The organism is Pseudoalteromonas sp. RB2-MNA-CIBAN-0110 (genome assembly GCF_040309305.1).
Lineage (GTDB): Bacteria > Pseudomonadota > Gammaproteobacteria > Enterobacterales > Alteromonadaceae > Pseudoalteromonas > Pseudoalteromonas arctica.
Genome location: NZ_JBEOOQ010000025.1, coordinates 43,082 through 67,525, shown reverse-complemented (window position 1 = coordinate 67,525; position 24,444 = coordinate 43,082). Strand labels below are relative to the sequence as shown.

General features: G+C 37.5%; 28 protein-coding genes and 1 pseudogene. 17 read left to right on the top strand and 12 right to left on the bottom strand.

Annotated elements, in window-relative coordinates; genetic code table 11:
• From AAEY68_RS21925 to AAEY68_RS13170, 5 genes and pseudogenes are all read left to right on the top strand, one after another.
• A pseudogene (locus AAEY68_RS21925) lies at positions 1–115 on the top strand (transposase); the annotation flags it as partial.
• 238 nt (positions 116–353) lie between these two features.
• Positions 354–596 (top strand): hypothetical protein, encoded by a 243-nt coding sequence (locus AAEY68_RS13185; protein ID WP_024593615.1) that lies wholly within the window; start codon positions 354–356, stop codon positions 594–596.
• 121 nt (positions 597–717) lie between these two features.
• Positions 718–1,314, top strand: a complete 597-nt coding sequence (locus AAEY68_RS13180; protein ID WP_024593616.1) for a DUF6624 domain-containing protein — start codon at positions 718–720, stop codon at positions 1,312–1,314.
• Between the two features lie 380 nt (positions 1,315–1,694).
• The gene (locus tag AAEY68_RS13175; protein WP_024593617.1) at positions 1,695–2,075 is read left to right on the top strand and encodes a hypothetical protein; all 381 of its coding nucleotides are present in this window, start codon (positions 1,695–1,697) and stop codon (positions 2,073–2,075) included.
• A 101-nt stretch (positions 2,076–2,176) separates the two neighbouring features.
• Positions 2,177–2,602 carry an aspartyl protease family protein gene (locus tag AAEY68_RS13170; RefSeq protein ID WP_024593618.1) on the top strand — a complete coding sequence of 142 codons (426 nt, stop codon included), beginning with the start codon at positions 2,177–2,179 and terminating at the stop codon, positions 2,600–2,602.
• A gap of 127 nt (positions 2,603–2,729) precedes the next feature.
• Here the strand turns inward: AAEY68_RS13170 and AAEY68_RS13165 are convergent, their stop codons facing one another.
• Positions 2,730–3,764 (bottom strand): methionine synthase, encoded by a 1,035-nt coding sequence (locus tag AAEY68_RS13165; RefSeq protein ID WP_350586086.1) that lies wholly within the window; start codon positions 3,762–3,764, stop codon positions 2,730–2,732.
• 78 nt (positions 3,765–3,842) lie between these two features.
• Positions 3,843–4,820 carry a DUF1852 domain-containing protein gene (locus AAEY68_RS13160; RefSeq protein ID WP_024593621.1) on the bottom strand — a complete coding sequence of 326 codons (978 nt, stop codon included), beginning with the start codon at positions 4,818–4,820 and terminating at the stop codon, positions 3,843–3,845.
• A 613-nt stretch (positions 4,821–5,433) separates the two neighbouring features.
• Between AAEY68_RS13160 and AAEY68_RS13155 the strand changes: the two genes are divergently transcribed.
• The 3 genes from AAEY68_RS13155 to AAEY68_RS13140 all read left to right on the top strand — a co-directional run bounded on the left by AAEY68_RS13155 (position 5,434) and on the right by AAEY68_RS13140 (position 8,810).
• Positions 5,434–6,183 (top strand): spermine/spermidine synthase domain-containing protein, encoded by a 750-nt coding sequence (locus tag AAEY68_RS13155; protein ID WP_024593622.1) that lies wholly within the window; start codon positions 5,434–5,436, stop codon positions 6,181–6,183.
• Positions 6,184–6,318: 135 nt separating this feature from the next.
• A complete protein-coding gene (locus AAEY68_RS13150; RefSeq protein ID WP_350586083.1) occupies positions 6,319–7,332 on the top strand; it encodes a DUF5924 family protein in 1,014 nt (337 codons plus the stop codon).
• Between the two features lie 674 nt (positions 7,333–8,006).
• The gene (locus tag AAEY68_RS13140) at positions 8,007–8,810 is read left to right on the top strand and encodes a hypothetical protein (protein WP_024593624.1); all 804 of its coding nucleotides are present in this window, start codon (positions 8,007–8,009) and stop codon (positions 8,808–8,810) included.
• A 287-nt stretch (positions 8,811–9,097) separates the two neighbouring features.
• Here AAEY68_RS13140 and AAEY68_RS13135 read toward each other — a convergent pair whose 3' ends face one another.
• The 3 genes from AAEY68_RS13135 to AAEY68_RS13125 form a co-directional block, all read right to left on the bottom strand.
• Complete coding sequence (locus AAEY68_RS13135) at positions 9,098–9,403, bottom strand: hypothetical protein (RefSeq protein ID WP_024593625.1); 306 nt, start codon at positions 9,401–9,403, stop codon at positions 9,098–9,100.
• A gap of 7 nt (positions 9,404–9,410) precedes the next feature.
• On the bottom strand, positions 9,411–10,019 hold the full coding sequence (locus AAEY68_RS13130; protein ID WP_350586081.1) for a YHYH protein: 609 nt from the start codon (positions 10,017–10,019) through the stop codon (positions 9,411–9,413).
• A 90-nt stretch (positions 10,020–10,109) separates the two neighbouring features.
• A complete protein-coding gene (locus tag AAEY68_RS13125; RefSeq protein ID WP_305137809.1) occupies positions 10,110–10,439 on the bottom strand; it encodes a hypothetical protein in 330 nt (109 codons plus the stop codon).
• A 256-nt stretch (positions 10,440–10,695) separates the two neighbouring features.
• On the opposite strand from AAEY68_RS13125, the gene AAEY68_RS13120 reads away from it, so the two are divergent.
• The 3 genes from AAEY68_RS13120 to AAEY68_RS13110 all read left to right on the top strand — a co-directional run bounded on the left by AAEY68_RS13120 (position 10,696) and on the right by AAEY68_RS13110 (position 14,087).
• Positions 10,696–11,355, top strand: coding sequence for an NADPH-dependent FMN reductase (locus AAEY68_RS13120; protein ID WP_024593626.1), 660 nt, complete (start codon positions 10,696–10,698; stop codon positions 11,353–11,355).
• Between the two features lie 266 nt (positions 11,356–11,621).
• Positions 11,622–12,071, top strand: coding sequence for a hypothetical protein (locus tag AAEY68_RS13115; protein ID WP_024593627.1), 450 nt, complete (start codon positions 11,622–11,624; stop codon positions 12,069–12,071).
• Between the two features lie 198 nt (positions 12,072–12,269).
• On the top strand, positions 12,270–14,087 hold the full coding sequence (locus AAEY68_RS13110; RefSeq protein WP_350586079.1) for a protein kinase domain-containing protein: 1,818 nt from the start codon (positions 12,270–12,272) through the stop codon (positions 14,085–14,087).
• Between the two features lie 106 nt (positions 14,088–14,193).
• Here AAEY68_RS13110 and AAEY68_RS13105 read toward each other — a convergent pair whose 3' ends face one another.
• Positions 14,194–14,724, bottom strand: a complete 531-nt coding sequence (locus tag AAEY68_RS13105) for a hypothetical protein (RefSeq protein WP_024593628.1) — start codon at positions 14,722–14,724, stop codon at positions 14,194–14,196.
• Between the two features lie 13 nt (positions 14,725–14,737).
• Positions 14,738–15,745, bottom strand: coding sequence for a YHYH protein (locus AAEY68_RS13100; protein ID WP_024593629.1), 1,008 nt, complete (start codon positions 15,743–15,745; stop codon positions 14,738–14,740).
• Positions 15,746–15,951: 206 nt separating this feature from the next.
• Between AAEY68_RS13100 and AAEY68_RS13095 the strand changes: the two genes are divergently transcribed.
• Positions 15,952–16,383, top strand: a complete 432-nt coding sequence (locus AAEY68_RS13095) for a DUF3859 domain-containing protein (protein WP_007582762.1) — start codon at positions 15,952–15,954, stop codon at positions 16,381–16,383.
• A gap of 102 nt (positions 16,384–16,485) precedes the next feature.
• On the opposite strand, the gene AAEY68_RS13090 is transcribed toward AAEY68_RS13095, so the two are convergent.
• Positions 16,486–16,902 (bottom strand): VF530 family protein, encoded by a 417-nt coding sequence (locus AAEY68_RS13090; RefSeq protein ID WP_007582761.1) that lies wholly within the window; start codon positions 16,900–16,902, stop codon positions 16,486–16,488.
• Between the two features lie 194 nt (positions 16,903–17,096).
• Here AAEY68_RS13090 and AAEY68_RS13085 point away from each other — a divergent pair, with 194 nt between their 5' ends.
• A complete protein-coding gene (locus tag AAEY68_RS13085; RefSeq protein WP_024593630.1) occupies positions 17,097–17,663 on the top strand; it encodes a hypothetical protein in 567 nt (188 codons plus the stop codon).
• Between the two features lie 43 nt (positions 17,664–17,706).
• Here AAEY68_RS13085 and acuI read toward each other — a convergent pair whose 3' ends face one another.
• Both acuI and acuR read right to left on the bottom strand, forming a co-directional pair.
• Positions 17,707–18,699 (bottom strand): acrylyl-CoA reductase (NADPH), encoded by a 993-nt coding sequence (gene acuI / locus AAEY68_RS13080; protein WP_024593631.1) that lies wholly within the window; start codon positions 18,697–18,699, stop codon positions 17,707–17,709.
• A 49-nt stretch (positions 18,700–18,748) separates the two neighbouring features.
• Entirely contained in the window at positions 18,749–19,384 is a 636-nt protein-coding gene (gene acuR / locus AAEY68_RS13075; RefSeq protein WP_024593632.1) for an acrylate utilization transcriptional regulator AcuR, read from the bottom strand.
• A 409-nt stretch (positions 19,385–19,793) separates the two neighbouring features.
• Here acuR and rmf point away from each other — a divergent pair, with 409 nt between their 5' ends.
• The gene (rmf, locus tag AAEY68_RS13070) at positions 19,794–19,964 is read left to right on the top strand and encodes a ribosome modulation factor (protein WP_002960897.1); all 171 of its coding nucleotides are present in this window, start codon (positions 19,794–19,796) and stop codon (positions 19,962–19,964) included.
• Positions 19,965–20,031: 67 nt separating this feature from the next.
• Here rmf and fabA read toward each other — a convergent pair whose 3' ends face one another.
• Complete coding sequence (gene fabA / locus AAEY68_RS13065; RefSeq protein ID WP_002960896.1) at positions 20,032–20,547, bottom strand: bifunctional 3-hydroxydecanoyl-ACP dehydratase/trans-2-decenoyl-ACP isomerase; 516 nt, start codon at positions 20,545–20,547, stop codon at positions 20,032–20,034.
• A 203-nt stretch (positions 20,548–20,750) separates the two neighbouring features.
• On the opposite strand from fabA, the gene AAEY68_RS13060 reads away from it, so the two are divergent.
• Genes AAEY68_RS13060 through AAEY68_RS13050 form a run of 3 tightly spaced genes read left to right on the top strand, consistent with a single transcriptional unit; the run spans position 20,751 to position 22,856 of the window.
• On the top strand, positions 20,751–21,608 hold the full coding sequence (locus tag AAEY68_RS13060; protein ID WP_007582754.1) for a 6-carboxytetrahydropterin synthase: 858 nt from the start codon (positions 20,751–20,753) through the stop codon (positions 21,606–21,608).
• Positions 21,601–22,419, top strand: a complete 819-nt coding sequence (locus tag AAEY68_RS13055; protein WP_024593633.1) for a M23 family metallopeptidase — start codon at positions 21,601–21,603, stop codon at positions 22,417–22,419. Before AAEY68_RS13060 ends, AAEY68_RS13055 begins: the two co-directional genes overlap by 8 nt.
• A 5-nt stretch (positions 22,420–22,424) precedes the next feature.
• Positions 22,425–22,856 carry an acyl-CoA thioesterase gene (locus tag AAEY68_RS13050; RefSeq protein WP_010552809.1) on the top strand — a complete coding sequence of 144 codons (432 nt, stop codon included), beginning with the start codon at positions 22,425–22,427 and terminating at the stop codon, positions 22,854–22,856.
• 264 nt (positions 22,857–23,120) lie between these two features.
• On the opposite strand, the gene AAEY68_RS13045 is transcribed toward AAEY68_RS13050, so the two are convergent.
• Complete coding sequence (locus AAEY68_RS13045) at positions 23,121–24,443, bottom strand: Na+/H+ antiporter family protein (protein ID WP_024593634.1); 1,323 nt, start codon at positions 24,441–24,443, stop codon at positions 23,121–23,123.
• Position 24,444 lies beyond the last annotated feature (1 nt).

Sequence of the window (24,444 nt, the reverse complement as noted above, 5' to 3'; positions counted from 1 at the left end):
GCATGAATAAACTGACCTTACGGGGTCAAGCGAAAGTGAATGCCTTTACTTTATTGTGTGGCAACTGTATTGCCTTGTTCATAATATAGAAAAGCTGCAAAACACGATGCATTGAGAAGGATAAGCGTTTTCACCCTAAATAAAAGCCACTCAAACACCCGTATTTCCTTCTAAAACGTCAATTAAAACAATATCAAACACTTCTATATTCTGCGTAAAAATACAGTAATCAATTGAACCAAAATAGGAACTCAGCTATGGTTTGTTTATCAATAAAAAACAAATTTAAAAACGAGTTAATCTACAGGCTCGTTAGGTACACATGAAATCTATTGATGTAGGCAAAAATATTTGTGATTGAATTAACTACTTTTGATCTTTGGCTTTATGTAATCCTTGGTATTACATTGTCGTTTAGTGGGTTCTTTGTATTTCACTACTATAACGCTTGGGCCAAACGGCAATTAGAAAGTACTGACTCATCATTTATTCGCGGTTCAGCGTTAGTTTGGTTTGTTAGTTTTGGTATTTCATTAACGGGTGTTGGTATAACTTATATTTTTGGTTTACCACTATTTAGTTTATATTTTGGCTAGGTGCAAAGTGTACCTAGCAAGCCAATAATGGTAAGGACGCAAAAAGCATGGCTGCGCTCGTACCTCGCTAATTATAGCCATGCATTTTTCGGCCCATATCGGGGCGAGGAGAGTTCAGTTGATGCGTTACCTATTTTTACTGTTGATTATACCTTTTTATTCTTTTGCCGAAATTAACCTTCCTCTGCAAAAAGAACTAATTGAAATGGAAATTGAAGATCAACATATTCGAAATAAAATAGGAGAAGCTGGGTGGCAAAATCCACCTAAAGCACTCCTAGAACAAATGATGAAAATAGATGAGAGTAATACAGGAAAACTTAAAGCTATCATTAAAAAGCATTATTGGGTAACAAAGGATTTAGTCGGAGTTAAAGGAGTTGAAGCAGCATTTTTAGTCATTCAGCATTCACCTGATGTTGCATTTAAAGTAAAAATGCTTCCTTATTTAAAACAATCATATTTGAATGGAGAAGGTGTTAGCGGACAACAAGTTGCTCTTTTAACTGATAGAGTTCTTATTGCACAAGGAAAGAAACAAATCTATGGTACTCAAGCTGACGTGAGTGAAGGTAAAGTTGTGTTTAGCCCCATAGAAGATGAAACTAATGTAGATATACGGCGTGAAGAAATGAATATGCCCTCTTTAGATTTTTACTTAAAAATAATGGAAAAAATGTACGGGATTAAAGAGCACCCTGAAATAGACTTGAATTAATGTACATATAACAACACGGCCTGAGGTGGACAGCAAGCGCTAAAGTTCTCTTTCCACCGCAAATTTTAACAGCGGTGATCCCTTACTTTTCAATGTCGTTAGGTAAGTTGATTCATCGTAGGGTGTATGTAGATTTAGACCCGACTTTACTTATCTAGTTCTTTTCTTAGAGGAAATAACAAAGGCACTCATCCTAAATTTTGCACATAAACACCAGTAATCCTTTTCAAAACGCCAATTAAAACCAACAGCAAACACTTCTTTATATTCTGCGTAAAAATACAGTAATCAATTGAACCAAAATAGGAACTCAGCTATGGTTTGTTTATCAATAAAAACAAATAGAAACGAGTTAATCTACAGGCTCGTTAGGTAATTAAATGAATACTGCCATCGATGAAGTCACAAATAATTACCAAGACTGGAGCTTAGACAAATTATCGTATGTTGATGGGTTACTAACACTGAACCTTAAAACTTATATAAAAGGCGATGATCCCGTAAGGTTTATGGTTGTGTTTACAAATACCGTTTTATTTGAAACTTATGATGAAAGTAGCCATTTTCATGACTATCATCAAAACCGTGATTCGGGCGTAATCGGCGTGTATTCTGATTCAAGCTTATTGGAGTATGCGCAAACTAAAACGAATACTTTCAGTTTAAACAACAATAAGCTGTTTCATTATTCAGTAATGACTACAAATGAAATCATTCATGTTTTAACAAATATTGAGCCTCAGGTGATAAACGTTACCTAACAAAACGCGCTGAGGTGGGCGACTAGTAAAATTTGGCTATTAATTGTGGGAAGCTGAAAATAGTAAGTAAGATTTTAAAAACTTTATAACAAGGAACGTATATAAATTTATCTGAAGGCAAAACTGTAATTGAGTTTGAAATATCAGAAACAGGCCACCAAATTGTTGAAGCTAAAATTAACGGTAAATTGTTACGTTTTATTTTAGATACTGGCGCTGGGGCATCTGTTTTAGACCGGGCATGCCTTAGTGAGTTAGGCATTGAAGAAAAACTAAATGTTGAGAATGCAGCAGGCTTGGGCACTTCTGATCACGCAATGGGGGATATAGAAGTTCATTCAATTGAGTTTGGAAATGCCTTGTTTGAAAGTCCTGGCTTTGTGTCACTTAATCTTGACCATGTTCAGGTCGCGGGTGGTGAAAAGGGAGTACATGGCTTTTTAGGCTCTCCCTTTTTTACTCAATACCAAGCAGTTATCGATTTTTCAAAAAACAGGCTAGAGCTTTTTAATAAAAAAATTAAATAACTAACCTAAACTTTGTTCTTTAGTAGGTTTTAACTAACGCACCATGTTTATGGATTTTACTATGGCATGGTGCGACAGCCGTTATTGTTTACAATTTGTATTTTAAAGCTACTTTTCTAGTTCTTTTCTAGTTCTTTTCTAATAACTCTTTTCTTATAATTTCAGCCCCAGCGCTCAAGGCATTTAGTTTACCTCTGGCTATATGGTGAGGTAGTGGAGCCATGCCGCAGTTTGTACACGGGTAGAGTTTGTCGGCATCTACGAATTGCAGTGCTTTACGCAGCGTATTAGCTACTTCTTCTGGCGTTTCGATAGTATGATTTGCTACATCAATTGCGCCTACCATTACTTTTTTACCGCGAATGAGTTCTAGTAAATCCATTGGAACATGCGAGTTATGGCACTCTAGTGAGATAATATCGATATTAGATTGCTGAAGCTTAGGGAATGCTTCTTCGTACTGTCGCCATTCGCTTCCTAGTGTTTTTTTCCAATCTGTATTGGCTTTAATGCCGTAGCCATAGCAAATATGCACGGCGGTTTCGCATTTAAGACCTTCAATTGCGCGCTCTAAACAGGCAATTCCCCAGTCGTTCACTTCATCAAAAAATACGTTAAACGCGGGCTCATCAAATTGGATGATATCAACGCCGGCGGCTTCTAATTCTTTTGCTTCTTGATTTAGAATTATGGCAAATTCCCACGCTAGTTTTTCGCGGCTTTTATAATGATCGTCGTAAAGCGTGTCAATCATTGTCATTGGGCCTGGCAATGCCCATTTAATAGGTTGTTTGGTTTGCTTGCGTAAAAATTTAGCGTCTTCAACAAACACAGACTTTTGACGGCTAACAGGGCCCACAACTGTAGGTACGCTTGCGTCGTATCGGTCACGAATTTTTACTGTTTTACGTTTTTCAAAGTCAACGCCATTTAGGTGCTCTATAAATGTAGTTACAAAATGTTGCCTTGTTTGCTCACCATCGCTAACAATATCAATACTTGCTTGTTGCTGGTCGAATAATGACAAGCGTAGGGCGTCGTGTTTTCCTTGGGTTAATTCATCACCTTGTAATTTCCAAGGTGACCAAAGTGTTTCTGGCTCTGCAAGCCATAAAGGCTTAGGTAAACTGCCAGCGGTAGATGTAGGTAGTAATTTTTTCATAATAAATAATGCCGTATATTTTAGTTAATTATTAAACGTATCGTTAAGCGCGTTATTACTGGATGTTACTATTAGTTGTTATGACAGATAGCTAGTAGAGAATTGCTCAAGAACCGTTTGATACGGCTTGATAAAATGCTCTTGTGCAAACTTGCCTTGCTCATTTGCTAACTTGCCGCGCTCTTCTCGGTCATACACAATTTGCGTTAGTGAATGATCCAAGTTTTTTAAGTTTGGTTTATATGATTTACCCGCTGTTGCGTTGGCATTATAAATCTCTGGTCTGTAGATTTTTTGAAACGTTTCCATCGTACTAATGGTGCTTATAAGCTCAAGATTGCTGTAATCATTAAGTAAATCACCAAAGAAAAACAATGCCAAAGGCGCTGCACTATTTGGCGGCATAAAGTAACGTACCTGCAAGCCCATTTTTTTGAAGTATTGCTCAGTTAAAGACGATTCATTTGGTTCGTATTCTACGCCAAGTACCGGGTGTTGGTTTTCGGTGCGGTTGTAGGTTTTGTTATCTGACACACTTAGGCATATAACCGGTGGTTTTTTAAAGTTTTGTTTGTATGTATCCGAATTTACGAATGACTGAAATAGCTTGCCATGTAAAACCCCAAAGTCATCTGGAATGCTAAATTGAGACTTACCTTTATTATGCTCTTGTAGAAGTACGCTAAAATCGTAGTCGCGCACATACGATGAAAAGTTGTTTCCTACAATACCTTCAATGCGTTTATTTGTTTTATGATCAACAATATTTGTTTTTAATATTTCGATTGATGGGAAGCTTTCGCCGCCGTCTTCAATACCTATCTCAACAGAGACAATTTCAAGCTCAACAGCATAACGCTCACCTTTGGTGTTATCCCAGTGGGCTAGGGCATTAAAACGGTTGTTAATCATGTTTAAGGCGTTACGCAAATTTGCTTTGCGGTATTCACCTCTGGCTAAATTAGCAAAGTTGGTTGTGATACGCGTATTAGTTGATGGATGATAATTTTCGTCGAGTGAAACGCTCTTAATATTAAATGTAAAATCTTTTTTCATCGTGTTTATATCCAATTTTATAATTTAAACCTGATTGATGCTCTGCGCTTTATTAGCCTTGCAACTTACTTAGCTGGTTTTGTTATTCAGTAGCTTTAAGTTGTTAGTAATAGTGTTTTGCGCTAAGGGATGAGTAATTTATACGTTGATTGGTATATGAAGAAAAACGGTTTAATTTCACATAAAACATGAGTCATATTCATTAATCACTATTGTTAGATTCGATTACGTAGCAATTGGCGAGAAAAAGGCATAAATCGATAAAAATAAAGGATGGATGTTTAGCCGTTTAGACTTCCTTTGTTTTGGTGTGCACTTTATTCATGTTGAACATGAGGAATATTCAAAGGGGTTTTTTATAGCTATAACAGTACATTAGTTAAGTTTTTAGCATGTTGCGTCGCTGTTTATAATAAATGTCGTCACGGGTAAGTTCCAGCTGGCTATATAAGTAGATACCTTAGCTAATCTAATCTCAAAAGATAAACCGACTTTTCTAAGTACGTATATAAATGCTTGTAAATTAATAAAAGGCTATAAATCATATTAATAGCGATGCCAGTGCGTTAACTAAGTTATACTCGTTTTTCATCACCTCACCTATTGAGTATTCGTGGATATCAAAGGCACTTGTATTGCATCAACCATTGATGAGCATGGCCCTGTTTATGTATATCAAACAAAAAAGAATCTTATTCTCAGCTTTGACGGAAAAATTTATCAAAGCTGTATTAAATTAAATAATATAAACGGGTTAAGCTTAGCTTATACGCAAGCTATGATGGCTGCGCTTTTTTTTATTCCGCACTTAAAAACCGCGATGATAATGGGACTTGGGGCGGGCTCTATAGCAAAAAGTCTTTATCATGCGTTTCCTGCACTGACTATACATACCGTTGAATACCGCAAAGCCGTTGCTGATATGGCTATAAAATATTTTGAAGTTCCTGTGTCAGAACGTTTGTTTATTCATATTGATGATGCGACAAACTACATGAAAAACACGCAGATAAAAACGGACGTTATTTTTTCTGATTTATATAGCTCAGAAGGGATGGAATCAGATCAGGTGCAATCATCTTACTTACGCGATTGTAAAAATGCGCTCACTTTTGATGGTGTTTTAGTACTTAATATTTGCCATACCAAAGTTGGGCAGAGGGAAGCGTTTGATCAACTACTTGAGAAAGAATTTGCAGGAAAGATTCTTAGTTTTATTATTGAAGGCGGTAATAAAATTGTGTTCGCTTTTAACAATAAAATGCCTGCACTTAGTGACGATGAATTACTTGCAAAAGCGCATGCGTTACAAAAATTAATAAACGTACCAATGACGCGCTATGCCGGGCTTTTATTTAATTAAAATGGTTAGTTTGATTTACTGGTAAATAACGCGTTTGAATCCATCTATCTATCTGTTGTTCATTTAAACTTGGTTAAACTAATCATACTCTGAATAAAAATAATAAAGTACGTACCCGTACGGAAACACTTATACATGGATTACTGTAAAAATATAATCGCTAAATTTATAAGCGCGATGCAAAAGCGACCTGGATTGTTGGCTGTGTTGGCTTTTTTGTCGGGCGTTGCTAGCTTTGCACTTGTAGATAGAAAAGAGTCTTTTTCGCAAGTTATTGCGATATTTTTACTTATTAGTTGGTTGTGGCTAATTATTGATAATTGGTTACGTGACAAAGTAGAAGAAAAGTTTGGTGTGGCTGTATCTCCTAATGTAATGCGTTTTGCTCTGCAAATGGTGCAACAAGAAAGTCTATTTTTTGCTTTGCCGTTTTTTTTAGCGGTTACACAGTGGGATCATCCTCAAGCAATTTTTACTTCCCTCATTGTTTTGTGTGCGGTTATATCGGTTATAGACCCCTTTTATTACAAAAAACTTGCTAGAAACCGTACGTTATTTAGTGTGTTTCATAACTTTGCTTTATTCGTTGTTTTGCTTGTTACTTTACCTATTTTGTTAAACCTTACAACGAGCCAAAGTTTAGCCGCCGCACTTGTAACCGCTGTAGTGGTTACTCTACCGAGTTTAAATAATTTAATGCCTAATGCACGCTGGTGGCGTTTTCCTATTCTTGTATTGATTTTATGTGCTTTGAGCGCTGCTGTGTGGCAATTAAGAAGCTATGTGCCTCCAGCAGCGCTGCGATTAACCGATATTACGTTAGCTCATGAAGTTGATTTACAGCATAAAAAGCCAGTAGGGAGTATTAAACAGTTAGACTCTTATACACTGCACCATCAAGGTTTATATAGTTGGACCGCTGTTAAAGCACCAAGAGGCTTAAATGAAAAAATATTTCATGTTTGGCTTCATAATAAAAAAGAAGTTGATCGGATCACGTTAAATATAAACGGCGGGAGAGAGCTAGGTTATAGAGCGTGGACACACAAAGTAAACTTTCCTAAAGACTCTGTTGGTAAGTGGCAAGTAAAAGTAGTCACCGAATCAGGTCAGTTAATAGGTTTAACGAAATTTACTGTTACACCTTAATTAACTTAGCTGGCTGTATTTTAAACACATAGCTGATATGGTTTTTGTATTCCAAACTAATGGACATAGTTAATGAGTATTGCATTTGAGATTTTTATTTGGCTAATAGTTGAAACTGGTTTGAGCTTTTTGTTTTACTCGACCGGTTGGCTGCTATTAAAAGTGGTAACGTTTGGGCAGTATAAAAGCGAGTAAAGCTAGAAGAGTCGACTTAATCTTCTTACTCGGTTTTTGTTTTTATGTTGCACTGATTATCCTTATGGCTTACTTAAGTCACTAAACTGGCTATCAAATTAGGTTAATAATTTTAAGAATAATAAGCAGCTTAATGAGTTATTGCTGCTTATAGTTTTCCCCTTTACCGCACTTTTTTACACTTCCTACTTATACTTTTCCTGTTTTTGCAATAGGGAACACCTCACCGTGAGTACTATAACTATCATCTGAACTATTAAATTAAGTACCTGCTAGAGCATTGCTCGGTGCGTATATAGCTTTGGTTTGTTGGTTGAAATCCGAGCTAATTGCAACTTGTAGTTTATGGGTAATACTTAGTAAATACTTCAAATCTAATAAATAAAACAATAAATGTGCATCCATTTATTGCGCTAATACGTTTTATAACAATACTATGCGCCACTTTTTACCATTTATGATGGTTTTGGACTTAATAAATGACTCACTATTTAAAATATGTATTTGTTATTACGACTCTAGCGGGAGTAAATACAGTTTACGCACAAGCAAAAACACAAGAGCACTATCAAGAGCTTGAAGTGGGCGTAGGCGGAAATATTAAGCATACCAATACTGACGTAAATTATAAAAATAAAGAGTTTGATTTACATATTCACCCATTATGGGAAAGCCGATATGTAACCGAAGGCCGAGATAACCTTGCTGGTAATGGTATTGCATCAATTGCTACTGAGTTTAATTATAAAAACTTTGCGGTGATCCCTTGGGCGGCAAAAGGTATTAGTAGTGATTATTCAGAGCTTAATTTAAATGCTATTTATACCGCTCACTTATCTGAGCGGATAGAGATGTATGTAGGTTATAACTATATTAAAGCTCGTGAAGAAGGCATTGATGCTCACGATAATGAGCTAAGCCTCGACTTTGCGTATCTCTATGCAGACGATATTCAGTTATTAAGTAGTGTTTATCATTCATTTGATGCCAGCGGTACATTTTTGGAGCTGGCAGTAAAAAAAGATTTTTATATTAACGATTTACTATTATTGGATATTCAATCGGGCGTGGGGTTTAATGCGGGGTATGTTAATGATGGGCACAACGGAATTAACAACGTAAAGTTTACTGCAAACTTGTCGTATCAGCTTTTTAATCAGTTAGCCTTATACACATATACAAGCTATAGCATTGCCGTTAATAAAGATGAAAAACGCTTTGCAGGTGACGAGACACTTCGAAATATATTTTGGGGTGGTGTAGGGCTAAGTTATCAATACTAATCGTAACGGTTTAAATTAATTAGGTGCAGTAAATTTACTGCACCTAATACCAATCCGCAATAATACTTAATCATTTTGCGGGGCTAAACGTGTCGCTACCTGTGTTAAAAAATTTTCATTTACGACTGCATGGATGCAGAAGGTAGAGCAATGCAGGAGCAATTGCCGAGAACAACTAAATAGCGAATTTTTTGCCTAGCTATCAACACGTTTTTCTACCCTCAAAATAGATCACTTAATTAAGCGAATTGGTATAATACAAAACCCACAACTCTTAACTCTTAAAACTACTTATGCTGCTTATTTTGATGTTCGTGGCTGTCATTGCTGTTATTCGTTTTACTTTCTTTCTTATCAACTTTTTGAATGGGTTGATTACGAACACACATTAAGTCATCAGCCATATATTGGCAGCTTCCTATATATAAGTCGTTATGCCCACCCTGATACTGACACGATTGTGACTTTTGCTTTTCAAAACATGCTTTCACTGCTATTTGATTAAGTGGCTGAGAATGTGCAGCCGCATAACCACTTAAAAGTAATAATGAAGGAGCAAGTAAAACAAACAGTGATTTATATTTAATAGTCATAACTTTCTCAATGCTTTGATGGTGGTTTATTGCCTGGCGGCGGGCCACCAGCTGCTCTTAGAGACTCACCATGAAGGCAGCCAATAAACAAATTTTCGCTCGGGCTGGCAGCATGATAATGATAGCCTCTGGTTTCATCTGTTATACCACGGCATTCGTCGAGTGACTCTTCATTGCCTTGTGCATCTTTCATTGCGTAAATACCGTAACCGTCAACGGCATAACCTATTAAAGGAGCGTGTCCATCAGTACTTGGAGCTGAATCGGTACATCCTTTTGTTGAATGATAGTGATAACCTTGGTGCAGGTTAATATGCCCACCGCAGTCGTCAAATGCTGCAATTGTATAACTGCCTAAAATAGCATTTATAGGTGCAGGGCCTGAAAGTTCAGTACCATCAAGCGCTAAGCCCACGGTATGTAATCGGCTGGATTTTTTACTCACTATTGGTGTAGTCGGAATTAAATACGTAAGCGAAAAGTTATCTTCTAAATAGGATAGCTCGCATTCAATACAATTTTGTTTGTATTGTTCTTCTACATCTGGGCGTGCAGCACCTGAGCAAGATTCTTTTGTTGCTGTATAACGAACTTTATTTGTTTTTGCGTCATACAATACCCATTTTTCATCGCCATAGTATTCATCTAGCTTAAGAATAAAGTCGCCAGTTAAGTCGACTAGCTCTCCTTTACCTTGTTTATCAAACTAAGTACCTGATACATCAGCTCCGTCTGTTGTGCTGCGAGGGCAAAATGGGCCAGGCTCTCTGCCTGCGGGTGCACCTGATGTAGTAAACTCATAACAGGTTGTTTTAGTACCTTGCTGGGTTTCACAATCAACAATTTTAGGCTCTGTAATAAAAGCCCCTTGTTTGAACATAGATAGCTTTATTGATTGATTCGCTTTTTGCGGCTCACTAAGTGGGCTACTGACTTGCTCGGTATTTTTGTTAGTAGATGAGTCGTTGCAGCCACTTAGAGTTAAAGCTGTTGCGGTAACAATGATTGCACATGCGCTATAATTTTTTAAGCCCATTACTTGTATCCTTTTCGGTATAGGTTTTGGTGTACTTATACTGTGGCATATTACTGGCCAAATGTGTAAAAAGTATGGAAAACGAGTGAATTTAACACATGATAAAATATGTTTTAAAGCGCGATGGTTACTAAAAATTAGTTTTAAATTTAATTATTTTTTGTGTTTTGAATCAATAAACAATGCGTATGTGTAATACACAATAACTAAAAATGTTAGTGTTTAGCTATCGTTCAAATACAGTTGAGAATTACATATGAAGTTTTTAGTATTTTTAGGCACGGTACGCGATAGTACACCACCAAAGCCTGCTCGCCTAGGTTTAAGGGTTTCTAGGGCTTGTATAGAATGCTTAACAGAGCATTTTGGTAGCCATGAGTTTGAACTAATTGATGCGTTGGACTTTCCTAGCGAAAACGTATTTAAACCACATTTTGCATACGCTAAAAGTAATGCACCTACAGAGCTCACTCTTTTAGCTGATAAAATTAAAGCCGCAGATGGTTATATAATGATTAGTCCTGAGTACAATCACAGCATGAGTCCAGCCCTCGCTGACTTACTTAATCATTTTGGTAGCTCACTATTTTCGTATAAACCAAGTGCAATAGTAACTTACTCAGCAGGACAATGGGGTGGCGTAAGAGCGGCCATTAGCATGCGTACTTTTTTATCTGAACTTGGCTGTTTGCCGGTATCGGCGATGATCCACGTGCCAAAAGCGCAAGATGTGTTTAGTGAGGATGGCAAACCTGTTGCAGGAGAGAGTCAATCATCGTGGTTTAATTATTTCTCACGTACGTTTGGCCAACTAATATGGTGGGCGCAGGCTGCTAAAGAGCATACCGAGGTGGTTGACCCACAAAGTTTGCTAAAAAGTTTTAAAACAGATCCTTCTCAGCGCAATGCGCCTTAATACCCGCTAACTAATTGTTTGGATTGATTATAGAAACATGGCTGCATATAGTGGTATCATTAACGCTACATATTTTTAATAATGCATAATACCAATCCGCAATAATAGTTAATCAATTTAAGAGATTAAATCGCTAACTGCATTAAAATTTTTGATATAGAACAACTCAATAACGAAATTTTTGCTTTGTTATCGACACGGTTTTCTTGCCTCAAAATAGATCACTTAATTATGCGAATTGGTGTAAGAAACAAGGAAATTGTGTCTTGAAATATCTAGCCTTACTAAGTGTGCTAACGCTTAGTGCATGTAGTTCTGTTCCCCATAAAATTGAAATGAGCCAAAGTACGGCTGCAAATATGAACCTTATCGCTTTAACTGAGCAAATTGCACCTAAGGGTGTTGCTGGCACTTACCAGTTTCATATTAAAGCGGCGGGAGCTCAGGGTAAGTGGTTGTATTTAAATACCGAAACTGATTATCGCGACAGGCGTTCAATTACGGTATCAATACAGCCTAATGTGGTAGCCGAGCTTCAAAGTAAATACGGGCAACCAGCAGACACCTTTTTTATTGATAAAACAATAGAAGTAACAGGCGAAGCTAAACGAGTAACTATCGATTTTATGAGCCGTGGTAGAGCTACTAATAAATATTATTATCAAACGCACATAGCTGTGTCATCACTTAAGCAGCTTCGTGTTATTGAAAGTTAGCAAAAAGCAATGCACTGTATTTATATACAGTGCATTGTAAAAGCTTACTTTGAGCTTTAACGTTTACACTTAAATTTACTGTTCTGGCGCTACTTTAGCGCTGTTTTATTCAACGATTTCAAAACTCTTATTTAACCTATTGTAATCTCATTACATAAAACTAATAATTAGTTAGTTTTATAAATTTGAGTACCTGTATTGAAAGCCAAAGAAATCCGCAACTTTTATATCAACGAAGAGCAATCTGTTTATTTACTTTCGCACCGCGATGCTAAAAAACACCGCCAGTGGCTTAATATTTGTATTAAGCAGTTAACACTGCTGGGCTACAAAAACGTTGAAATGATTGGTTCAGGTGCTTTTGGTTTTGTATTTGCAGGTGATGACGATAACGGCTTACCTTGGGTATTTAAGTTTTCGCGTATTACGCTTGCCCAAAGTGTACGTGACCGCCTAGAAGACGAAGCGTATATGCTTTCGCAAATTAATAACCCCTTAGTGCCTACCTTTTATGCATTTGAGCGAATTAAAAAACAAGGGATTTTAATGATGGCGCGCGCCATTGGAGAGGACCTTGAAAAAGTATCGCTTAAAACAGGGCGCTTTAGTGCCGCGCAAATAATGGCGCTAGCTGTTAGGTTACGTAATGTATTAATTGATTTACGCAGTCACAAAAACGGCATTAGCCCACAACCTATAGTGCATGGCGATATAAAGCCTTCAAACCTTGTTTGGGATGCAAACACTGATGCGCTGTCGTTAGTGGATTGGGGAAGCTCTGTGTATGCACAGCTCGATAGCGATGGTAACCCTGTTGCCAGTAACTTTATGGATTTAATGTCGGGCGATTTAAGTACAACTAATGCGCGTATGGGCGATGTGTACTTTATTGGTGAAGCACAAATGTCGGGGGAGCAATCATCCCCACGATTTGATGAACAAGGTGTAGCCGCTACGTTGTATGCGCTAGCGTCGGCGCAGTCGTGTCGCTTTGGTGCACAAGCCATCCCTGCAAGCAGCTTAGGGCTCCCAAAAGAACTGGCTAAAGTGATTGATGGTATGCTCTCTAAAAGTAAAGCTCAACGTGATGGTGCTGGTGATTACTTTATGCGTAACATTACAACTATGGCGAAAGCGTATTTACCTGAGTTTGCTAAAAAACAAAAAAAAGCAGATATCCCTTTTTGGTATGGTAGCGATGAGCAGCCAGATACGGTTGTGTATAGCTCACGAAAACAATTTTTACGCCAGGCTGATCATAATCAACAATTACTAGATATAAACGACGCGCAACTTGACCGTTATTACAAAGAGTTTTTGTTTGATACAGGCGATACCGAAAAAGCATTTTTAGCATCTATAAGCCGATTAGCAAAGTATCCTGTAGTAGGCGGGCTTAGTTTTCATTGGAGAGATGAGTCGTTATTTGTTGAATCGTCTTTAATTATGCATGACGAATCATTGGGTGATGCGTTTAGTGATGCGATTAATAATACGGTTATGCTTGCGCAAGCGATTAATCAAAAAGGGCTATTTAAGTGCTGTTTGTTTGATGCCCGTAAAACTATTCAACTAGAGCGAGATGGCACGGGGGCATTTAAGTTTGATAGCCTACCAGAGCTTGAATACGAAGTAGTAAGTATGAAAGCAAATGACATAACCCGCCCGCATTCATACTTTGAAGACGGTAAAGACCCTGACGAGCAACTACAGCTACCTAAAAAAGTTATTAAGTGCGTATTTGAGCTTAACCAAATTCATCATACGGGGTGTATTATTTTTGAAGCACTGCCTGATAGAATGAAAATTCACCATTACTACCGATTACTCGATTCGACCAAAGAAGTTGAGTTTAAACGCCTTCTTAATAAACTCATGCAATACGCGGTAAATATTACTGACGTTGGTGTTGCGGGCTTTATGAAACTCCCTTATAAAAACACCCGTGAGTTTAGTTTATGTGAGCAGCAAGAAGAGCATTACTTTCCTAAAAATCCTAAGCTTGTATCTTTATAGAAAAAGCACTTAACTAAAGAGTATTAAATAAGAAGACAAAGATAAAAAAGAGCACAAATTGGTTTAACTTGTACTCTTTGCCACTTAATTATTTAGGTAAGTATTACTAATTATTAAACACCTTACTAAAGGGCGATGTTGGTGATAGCTCAAATTGATGAGTTAGCTTTTGCGTTTTATTAGTCGCTGTTATTTGATAATGCTGCTTGTGCTCATTGTTACTAAATAGCTTAACGTTAAAGTTAACTTTGGTTAATTTACTGGGCAAAGAGTAGCGCCCAGTAATGGTTACTTGGTCTATATTGTCGCTTTTATGTGTATGCGACGCTTCTGGGTTTAGTAAAAGTCCGTCAATAGTAAATTTATACTGATGATCTGCTAAATAAACGTTCTTTTTAACTCGCTTACTTATTTGTTTTTTATGAGCATTAAACTCAACTATTGATACTTTGCCATCCTTATCTTCATCAACCCCTTTAAAAGCCGACATAGGGATTGAAAGCACAATAAACACGTTATTATCAACAAAATTCAGCGTACCGTGATCTGCAACCATTAAATGCGCGTTTGCTAAATTTGGCATAATCAACAAACCCAAAGTAGTCATACTCAGTAGACCTCTTTTTATATAAGGCATAGCTTACTCCTAACTAAACTTCGCCTTTAACACAGCGTTGAAAAAACGGGTAAGTGTCTGTTGCGTAGTAGTGGTATATCCCATCAGGAAACTCAGGCGTTACACCAACGCGGCCATTACATTCATCTAAATCACCAGAGCCTGCTACGTATTCCCAATCTTGTGCAAATGTACCTAATGGGTATATATCGGTAGAAGGGCGGTTTGCGCTTACGGTTGTTATGTGTTGGTAGCTACCGGTCATTGCGGTTAGGGCTGAAGTTGCATCACTTGAGTCTGAATAGCCGTAACGTGCATATATAGGAAAGCCATCTGCTGCCCAGCCTATTAGAGTCATAGTGGTGCTATTGCCACCTCGCATTGCTACAAAGCCTTCTGGCATACCATGATAGTGATATGTGCCATCGGGTTGTACATGTGCATTGTTGTCGTCTGTTCCAAAACTAAACGTGTCTTGGCTTAGGGCTTCTATATTCCAGTTGCCGCTGTTGTCGCCTAAATCGCAATCGGTGCCAGAATCATCACAACTTCCGCCTGTGCCTGCGTCTATTTTAATGCCATTAAGTACAACGCCTATCATTCCACGAGGACCACCAAGCATAGTTGCTTGTGTTGTTTCTATAGGCTCAAGTGTGTAGCTTTCATTTACTGATTGTTCAGAAATAGTATTTGGGTTATCAGCATTAGGGAATGTACCTACTTCGTGATCGGGTATGCCATTAGCTGCTAAGTCGCGTGTAGTTCCTGTGCATGACCAATCTGCAGCGCTGGTGGCTTGTACTGACTCTGACTCGTTATATTCACTGTAGCTATATTCACAAAGTACACTTTGGGTTGAACTGCTGGTACCTGTGCCATTATCTGTGGTGGTTTGTGATGAGCTTTCTGTAGTTTCTGAGCTATCAGCTATGCCTTCTCCACCTCCACATGCAACTAACGATGAAACAATTAAAGCAAGAGAAGTGAGCTTTAAAGCATTTATCCTATTTCGATTTTTATTATTAAGTGCGTATTGTTTCATTGCTGCCTACCTGATCAATTAAGTTACTCAAACAATAATCAGCAATTGTGCAAATAGTGTGTAAACAATGATGACAAATTAGCAATTATGTAAATAGGCGGAGTATTAAAGCTAAGTTGAGATTTAACTTTATGAGATTGTGTTTTATTTTAAAATTTCAAAAAGTTAAACTAATGCCAAAATAGCTAACATAAAAGGCTACCTTAATGGCTAAAACAAAACCTGTAGTGACGTTACAAAGTCACGGTATTTACTCTAAGTGGGATAGTGAAAGTAAAGCGTTGCCACAAATAGAGCAATTTACAACAAATGTAATAGCTGAGGTAGATATTGAGTTTGGCTTAATCGTAAATATCAAAAAAGGTAAAGGCGAAAAGCTTCATTATTGTATTTACCATCCTGATATTCCAGGTAGTAACGGTGATGTGATGGATCCTTTTGAAGGCGATGTATACGTTAAAAACAGTGATTGGAACTTTTATTTAGGCGATACGCTTTGGCTGCCAATAGAAAATAAATTGGGTGATTGGCGAATGACGATTGAATTAAATGGAAAAATCATTGCTGATAAAACTTTTAATGTGGCATTAGAGGCAGAGCGCACCGAAACAGATTTTTGGAAAAACCGAGGGTACTAATTGTTATTTATTGGCTATGTAAGGCGGATATAATTGAAGTTAATGAGAAAATAGTCGAAGAGCTATTTATAAACAGCTCTTCAACCTTAAATTAGTAAGTTTTTAGTTACCCCAAGGGTTACTAGAATTAGAACGCTGCTTACGATCGCGAGCACGTTGCTTAGATTCTTTTTTCTCTACAATACGTTTAGCATCAACAAAACTAAGTTCACACGGCTCACCCGGTTTATGATCAGCTGGGATCACACGATCTCGTGGTGGTAGTTCGTATTGAACATCATCAGGCTTAGGTAAGTTTTTAAGGCGGTAAAGGTAAAAGTTATCTACTTTTTCTTGTGCCCATTGTGTTTTACGTAAAAATTTAACCGCAGACTTAACATCAGGATTATTTTTAAAGCAGTTAAGTTGTAAATAAGCGTGCAGGAGTTCCCACCCGTATTGTTCAACCAGCTCTTCAACCACTTGTTCTAATTTTACGCCTTGCAGTGGGTTATTACTGAAAAGTTCTTGGTTGCTCATAGGTGTTGCCTCATTATTAAAATACAAATTGCATTATAAGTTTTATCTATAAGTTTTGATACTCTAAAATCTACACATACAATGAATTGAAAGATAAAATTTACACGTGTTTAAATAATCGGTAATATTAAAAAGCTTTATAAAATACGGCAAGATGCCAATTTATAGTATTAAAGATTAAGGAATATTACGAAATGGGACTTTTTAATAAGATCAAAACTCAAGCAAGCACTATTGGCTCAAATATTAGTGACTCTACATCAAAACTAAGTAGTGATATTGCTACTTCAGCAAAAGAAAACGCAAAACTTTCAGCGATTCGTTCAGAAATCACTTCAATCGAAGGTCAGCTTAATATTGGTTACAAAGATATTGGTAAAAAATATGTTGAGAACCTTTTAGCTAACCAAGGTGAAAATGTTGAAGTTGCTTTACAAGAGCCTTTATCAAGAATAGAACCTCTTTTAGAGAAAAAGATTGAGCTTGAAGATGAAGCCATTGAAATCGAAAAGAAAATAAAAGATCAAATTATAATTCAAGAAAAAGCAATTTTTCAAAAAGAATATGATCAAGAAAAAGAGAAGTTAGAAAAAGCAGTAAAACTTGATGTTTTATCTAAAGAAGAAATGGAAGAAAAGTTAGCTAAAGCACGTTTAAAACTAGATAACTTTGACAACATTCGCAAGCTTAAAAAGCAAGAAGAAATGGGTTTGATTACTAAAACAGAATTAGCTGAAAAATTAGCTGCATTCGGTGCCTAGTTAAACGTTTAAGCCACATATTACTATGTGGCTTATTATTTAATTAACTTTGGCAATTAACTACAACACGACCACGAATTTTACCTTCCATAAGTTGCTCTGCGTTATCGATTACGTGTTCGAGTGATATTTCTGTCGAAATTTTATCTAAATAATCGGCGCTTACTAATTTAGCTAAACGATCCCATGCTTCAATTCTGTCGGCTTTAGGGCGCATTACGCTATCAATTCCTATAAGAGATACACCACGTAATATAAAGGGTGCCACCGATGCTGGTAAATCCATACCTTGTGCAAGTCCGCAGGCGGTTACTACGCCACCATATTTTAATGATGCACAAATATTGGCAAGTGTATGGCTACCTACTGAATCTATTGCCGCTGCAAATCGCTCTTTTTGCAAAGGCTTACCCGGGTTTGAAAGCTCATTTCGGTCAATTATTTGTGAAGCGCCTAACTCTTTTAAATACTCACTTTGATCTAATCGACCCGTTGCCGCTGTTACGTTAAACCCAAGTTGGTTTAATAAATAAATAGCAAAGCTGCCTACGCCACCATTGGCACCTGTTACCAGTATTTCGCCAGATTCAGGCGTAATACCTTGTTTTTGAAGCGCTATAACACTTAGCATGGCGGTATAACCGGCTGTACCTATTTGCATCGCTTGCTTTGGTGAAATACCAGTAGGTAAGGGGATTAACCAATCGCTATTAAGTGCTGCTTTTTGAGCAAGCCCGCCCCAATGTTTTTCACCTACACCAAAGCCATTTAATATTACGTTATCGCCGTTTTTAAATTCATCGCTGGTGGAATTTGTAACCGTACCCACTAAATCAATACCTGGCACCATAGGAAAACTGCGTACAACGGGGCCTTTGCCAGTAATTGCTAAACCATCTTTATAGTTAAGTGTGCTGTATAGCACGTCGATAGATACGTTTTCGTTTGGTAAATCACTATTTTCGATAGTTGATAATGAAGCGCTATAGTTATTATCTTCTTTATTAATAACAATGGCTTTAATTGGGTTACTCATGGGATATCCTTTTAGACCGATCGTCTTTTAATTGGTAAATAAAAACGCATTAGGTTAATAATGCGCGTAAAAACATTTCTGTATACAAAGTAAGTGGAGTATTTGATTTTGTGAGCTTGGCGCGCATAACAGCACCTTCCCAACCAATCCAAAAGTACTCACTCATTAATTGCGTGTTTACATGGCTTGCAATAGTGCCTTGTTGCTTAGCTTGGTTTAAGCAAACCTCTACATGGTTTTGCCATGCGGTGTAGCTTTGCATTAATCTGGTTTTAAACTCTTCACTTAAATGGTTAAGCTCTTGATTTAAGTTACCGACTAAACACCCTCGTTTGTAATCGTATTTTTTCATCCCTTTAATTGCGCTTTGAGTAAAATTAACGATTCGCTCAAGTGGGGGAACATCTTCTTGCTGTAGGTAATGGGTAAGCTTGGCAATAAAATAACTGTCGTATGCATCAACTAACGCAATACCGTAGGCTTCTTTACTTTTAAAGTAATGATAAAAAGAGCCTTTAGGTACAGCCGCTTTTTTTAAAATAGTATCGAGCCCCGTGGCGCTAAAACCAAATTCAGTTAGGGTTTCTAGGCCCGTGCGAATAAGTAACGCTTTTGTATCGGCGTTTTCTCTGGCTATTTTAGGTGGGCGACCACGGCGTATTGGTGTTGATGTATTTTTGTTCATGAACTCATATTAGACCGATCGACTTTAAATAATCAAGTATAAATTTAAATTGTTTAAAAATAGTTCAAATTTAGGGGCGGGCTACTAATTTAAGATTAATGAAATAAAAGTGTCACGATTACATTTTTGTTTGGAACTTAGTCAATATTAGTCGGTCACAATTAAAGCACATAAGTGCTTTTTAGCGATTATTAAATCGCCAATTTGTTTTTACGAACCGGTCAAATTAAATGTTGTATGACCACTTACTTTTTTAAATGTTAATTCATTTTTGCATCAGCAGCTTAGTTAAAGTCAAACAATTTAATTGCTTTTACAATTTGAATTTTACATTTTTATTAACTATTCATTAAATGTAGATTTCACTAATGCTACACAATATATAAATAAAAAGGTGAGGATATTACCGATGAAGAGACAGAAAAGAGATCGTTTAGAAAGAGCTCATTCTCAAGGTTTTAAAGCAGGTTTAGCAGGTCGCTCAAAAGAGCTATGCCCTTATCAACAAGTAGATCCAAAATCAGAGTGGTTAGGAGGTTGGCGTGAAGCGATTGAAAACCGCAACATGTACAAAACCTAAAATCAATAATCGAATTTAAGCAAAAAGGCCTCCACATTGGAGGCCTTTTTGTTTGTGCGTTTAAAAATTAAAATGCACTAGTGTCTTGGAACAAGCCCACTTTTAAATCTTTTGCTTCGTAGATTACTCGGCCATCTACTTCTACTGTGCCATCGGCAACGCCCATAAACAATTTACGTTTAATTACGCGTTTCATTACAAGACGGTAAGTTACTTTTTTATTAGTTGGTAAAATTTGGCCAGTAAATTTAACTTCACCCACACCTAGCGCACGGCCAAGACCAGGGCCACCAGACCAACCTAAGTAAAAACCAACTAGTTGCCACATAGCATCTAAGCCTAAACAACCTGGCATTACTGGGTCGCCTTTAAAATGACAATCGAAAAACCAAAGGCTAGGGTCAATATCAAGCTCAGCAACAATTTCGCCTTTCCCATGAATACCACCATCAGCAGTAATAGAGGTAATGCGATCCATCATTAACATGTTGTCACTTGGTAAACGGCAGTTACCTTCACCAAACATTTCACCTTGACCACACAGGATCAACTCTTCTTTTGTATAGCTATTTTTAGGTTCCATAACACTTATCTTCGCTTAGAAATTGCCAAGTACTTTAGCGTACACTTGTACGCTAAACAACTCGGAGCAGTTAAAAAATCAAAATATTGCATATTAAATCATCAATCAATCAACGCGATTGGTTTTTGCACTATAAAACCGCGCAATTACAATCAGAAATCATTATAATTAACGCTGTCTTATAACCAGTCTAAAGGAAGTTTATGATCCTTTTTGTTAACTCACTAACTGTGATTGATTTTTCTTACTTATGTAACAAACGCGGCGCCGTTGGCGAGAGCTGGATTGTTGATTTAACTTTGCACGGTAAACTTAACGAAGAGTCTATGGTTTTAGACTTTGGTTTAGTTAAAAAGCAAATTAAAGGCATTATAGATGAGTGTATTGATCACCGTTTAGCAATTCCTACAGGGCTTAATGGCACTGTATCTGAATTTGACGAGCATAAAACACTCGACTGTACATTTGGTGAAAATAATCACTTAGCTATGAGCGCTCCTCATCAAGCTTATTGCATGATTAACGCAGACGAAGTAACTGTTGAATCGGTTACCGAATTTTTAATTGCGACTATTTTACCGAAGCTACCAGATAACATTGAAAAAATTGAGCTGTCTCTTAAGCCTGAACACAGCCAAAGTTTTTACTACCATTACAGCCATGGCCTTAAAAAGCATGACGGTAATTGCCAGCGTATTATTCATGGGCATCGTTCTCAAATTGGTATTAGCCTAGATGGCATCTCTATGCCGCGCTTGCAAAAAGAATGGTCTCAAAAGTGGGAAGATATTTACTTAGCCACCAGTGAAGATCAAATTAACGCACCTGATTTAAAACACATAACAGCCAAAGCGGGTGATGTATGTTTTGCTTATACATCGGCACAAGGCTATTTTGAAATGGCTATTAGCGAGTCTCGTTGCGACATTTTACCAGTAGACACCACTGTAGAATGTATTGCTGAACATGTAGCTGGCCAAATTAAAGCCCAATACCCAGAAAAAGCAGTAAAAGTAACCGCTTATGAAGGGGTTGGAAAAGGATCGATTAGTTATGTTTAAAACACTTTTAGCAACAGCGCTTGTTGCCTCTGCTAGCTTTAGTACTATGGCGCTTGAGTTAAAAGGACATTTAACACAAGGCGGTTTAGTTACTGGAAAGCTAGAAAACGCTAAATCAGTAAGCTTAGATGGCAAAAGTTTAAAACTTTCACCAAAGGGTGATTTTGTATTTGGTTTTGGGCGTGACGCTGAAACGACTCATACTTTAAAATGGGTAGATAACACGGGTAAATCGCATTCTCAGCCGCTAGCCATAACCAAGCGTGAATATGAAATTGATAAAATTACTGGCGTGGCTAAGAAGTATGTTTCACCGGCAAAAGAAGTCAGTGCACGTATAAGCCGCGAAGCAGTTGCTGTTCGTAAAGCGAGAGAAGTAGACTCTGATTTACTGTACTTTTTAGACCCTGTGTTAAAGCCTGCAGAAGGGCGTATATCGGGTGTTTATGGTAGTCAGCGCTATTTTAATGGCGAGCCTCGTCGTCCGCACTTTGGCTTAGACATCGCTAATAAAACAGGCTCTCCTGTTTACGCGCCAATTAGTGGTACCGTGGTATTTTCTGAACCTGATTTATACTACTCAGGCGGTACATTAATTATTGATCATGGCCATGGTATTACCTCAACTTACATTCATTTAAGTAAGCTTGATGTAAAAGTGGGTGACAAAATTAAGCAAGGTAACAAAGTGGCTGAAATTGGTGCAACAGGGCGTGTAACGGGTCCTCACCTAGATTGGCGTTTTAACTGGAAAGGCGAACGCCTTGATCCTGCATTACTAATGCAAGATACATTAGCAAACAAAAAGTAGGATTTATGACTGACGTAAATCGCGATGCAATAATTGCTCAGCGTATTGAAGACTCAACCACATCGGTAACTAAAACTGTGTTTCCAGGGCGTACCAATCATCACAATACTTTATTTGGTGGTGATGCACTGGCGTGGATGGATGAAGTGGCATTTATAGCTGCTACGCGTTTTTGTCGTAAACCTTTGGTTACCATATCTTCCGATAGAGTTGATTTTAAAGAAGCGATACCAGCAGGTACTTTTGCAGAGTTAATTGCTAAAGTAGTTCATGTAGGTAACACCAGTTTAAAAGTTGATGTAGATATACTATTAGAAACTATGCACAGAGATGATAAGCACTCTGCCATTAGTGGTAGCTTTACGTTTGTTGCAGTCGATGATAACCACAGACCAACACCGGTAGTATGCGATAAAATGATTTATGGTTTTGAGTAATTTAAAGCTTTAAATATGCGGTAAAGTAAATTTATATAAGCACCTTAATTGGTGCTTATATAAAACCCTTAAAAGAACACATCATACTAAATGTTCATTAAATATAACCTCAACAACAGAGTTAATATTAACTAAAAAAAAGTAATCAAACTGGGAGAGGATTGATAGGGGTAAGAGTTGTTGGATTTGGATACTAAAAAGGTATGCTTTTAACATACCTTTTTGGTTATCTTCAGCTTTTAATTACACTTACGTAAATACTTTTTAAAGTACCATTGCTGCAATCCAGCCAAATATCAGCAGTGGAATGTTAAAGTGAATAAATGTTGGGATAACAGAGTCTCTAATATGGTCGTGCTGACCATCGGCATTTAAACCTGAGGTTGGGCCAAGCGTTGAGTCTGAAGCAGGGGAGCCTGCATCACCTAAAGCTCCCGCAGTACCAACAAGTGCAGCGGTAGCCATAACAGAAAAGCCAAGGTCTAAACATAGAGGTACAAACAACGTTGCAATAATAGGCACTGTTGAAAACGAACTACCAATTCCCATTGTAATTAATAAACCAACTAACAAAATAACACCCGCAGCAAGGGGTTTATTGCCATCAAAAAGGGCGGCTCCACTGTGAACTAAGCTCGCTACATCGCCGGTAGCTTGCATAACCGATGCAAAGCCTTGTGCCGATATCATAATAAAACCAATCATCGCCATCATCGCAACGCCTTTACTAAATACGTCGCCGTTTTCTTCCCACTTAACTACACCAAATACACTAAATATCATTACACCTACTAGACCACCTAAAATCATTGAGCCACTTAGGTTTTGTGCAACAAGTGAGGCTAACACAGCGCAAAGTCCTACAATCATTACTTTTTTAGGCTTTTCGACATCAGCAGATTTACTCTGAGTTGTTAATGGGAGCTCTGTGTATTCACGGCGTTTTTTGTAGGTAATAAATACCGCAATAAGTAATCCAATAAACATACCCAATGCAGGAATAATCATCGCCATAGGGACTTGTGTATTTACAATATCTAAGCCGTTATCGACCAGGTTTTTATGCAAAATAGAATATAAGTAAATACCACCAAAGCCATAAGGCAGCACCATATAAGAGGTTGCTAATCCAAATGTTAAAATACATGCTATAGCACGCCTGTCTAACCTTAGCTGATTAAAAACAACGAGTAACGGCGGAATTAAAATAGGAATAAACGCTATGTGTACAGGTACTAAGTTTTGCGAAGAAATCGCACAACCTAAAATAATTAATAAAATGAAGTAACTTAAAAATGTTTCATTCCCGCTGCCTTTAGCATTTACTTTAGCAAGTAACTTATCAGCGAGAATGCGTGTTAAACCCGACTTAGAAATAGCAACGGCAAACGCACCAAGCATGGCATAACTTAGTGCAATTTCAGCTCCGGCAGAAAGGCCAGAATTAAATGCATCAACACTTTCTTTTATACCCAAGCCTGCGGTTAAACCAGCAACTAAAGCACTTATGATCATGGCAACAATGACGTTAACGCGAGCCAGAGATAGCCCGAGCATTAAAATAACGCCTATAACAACAGCATTCATA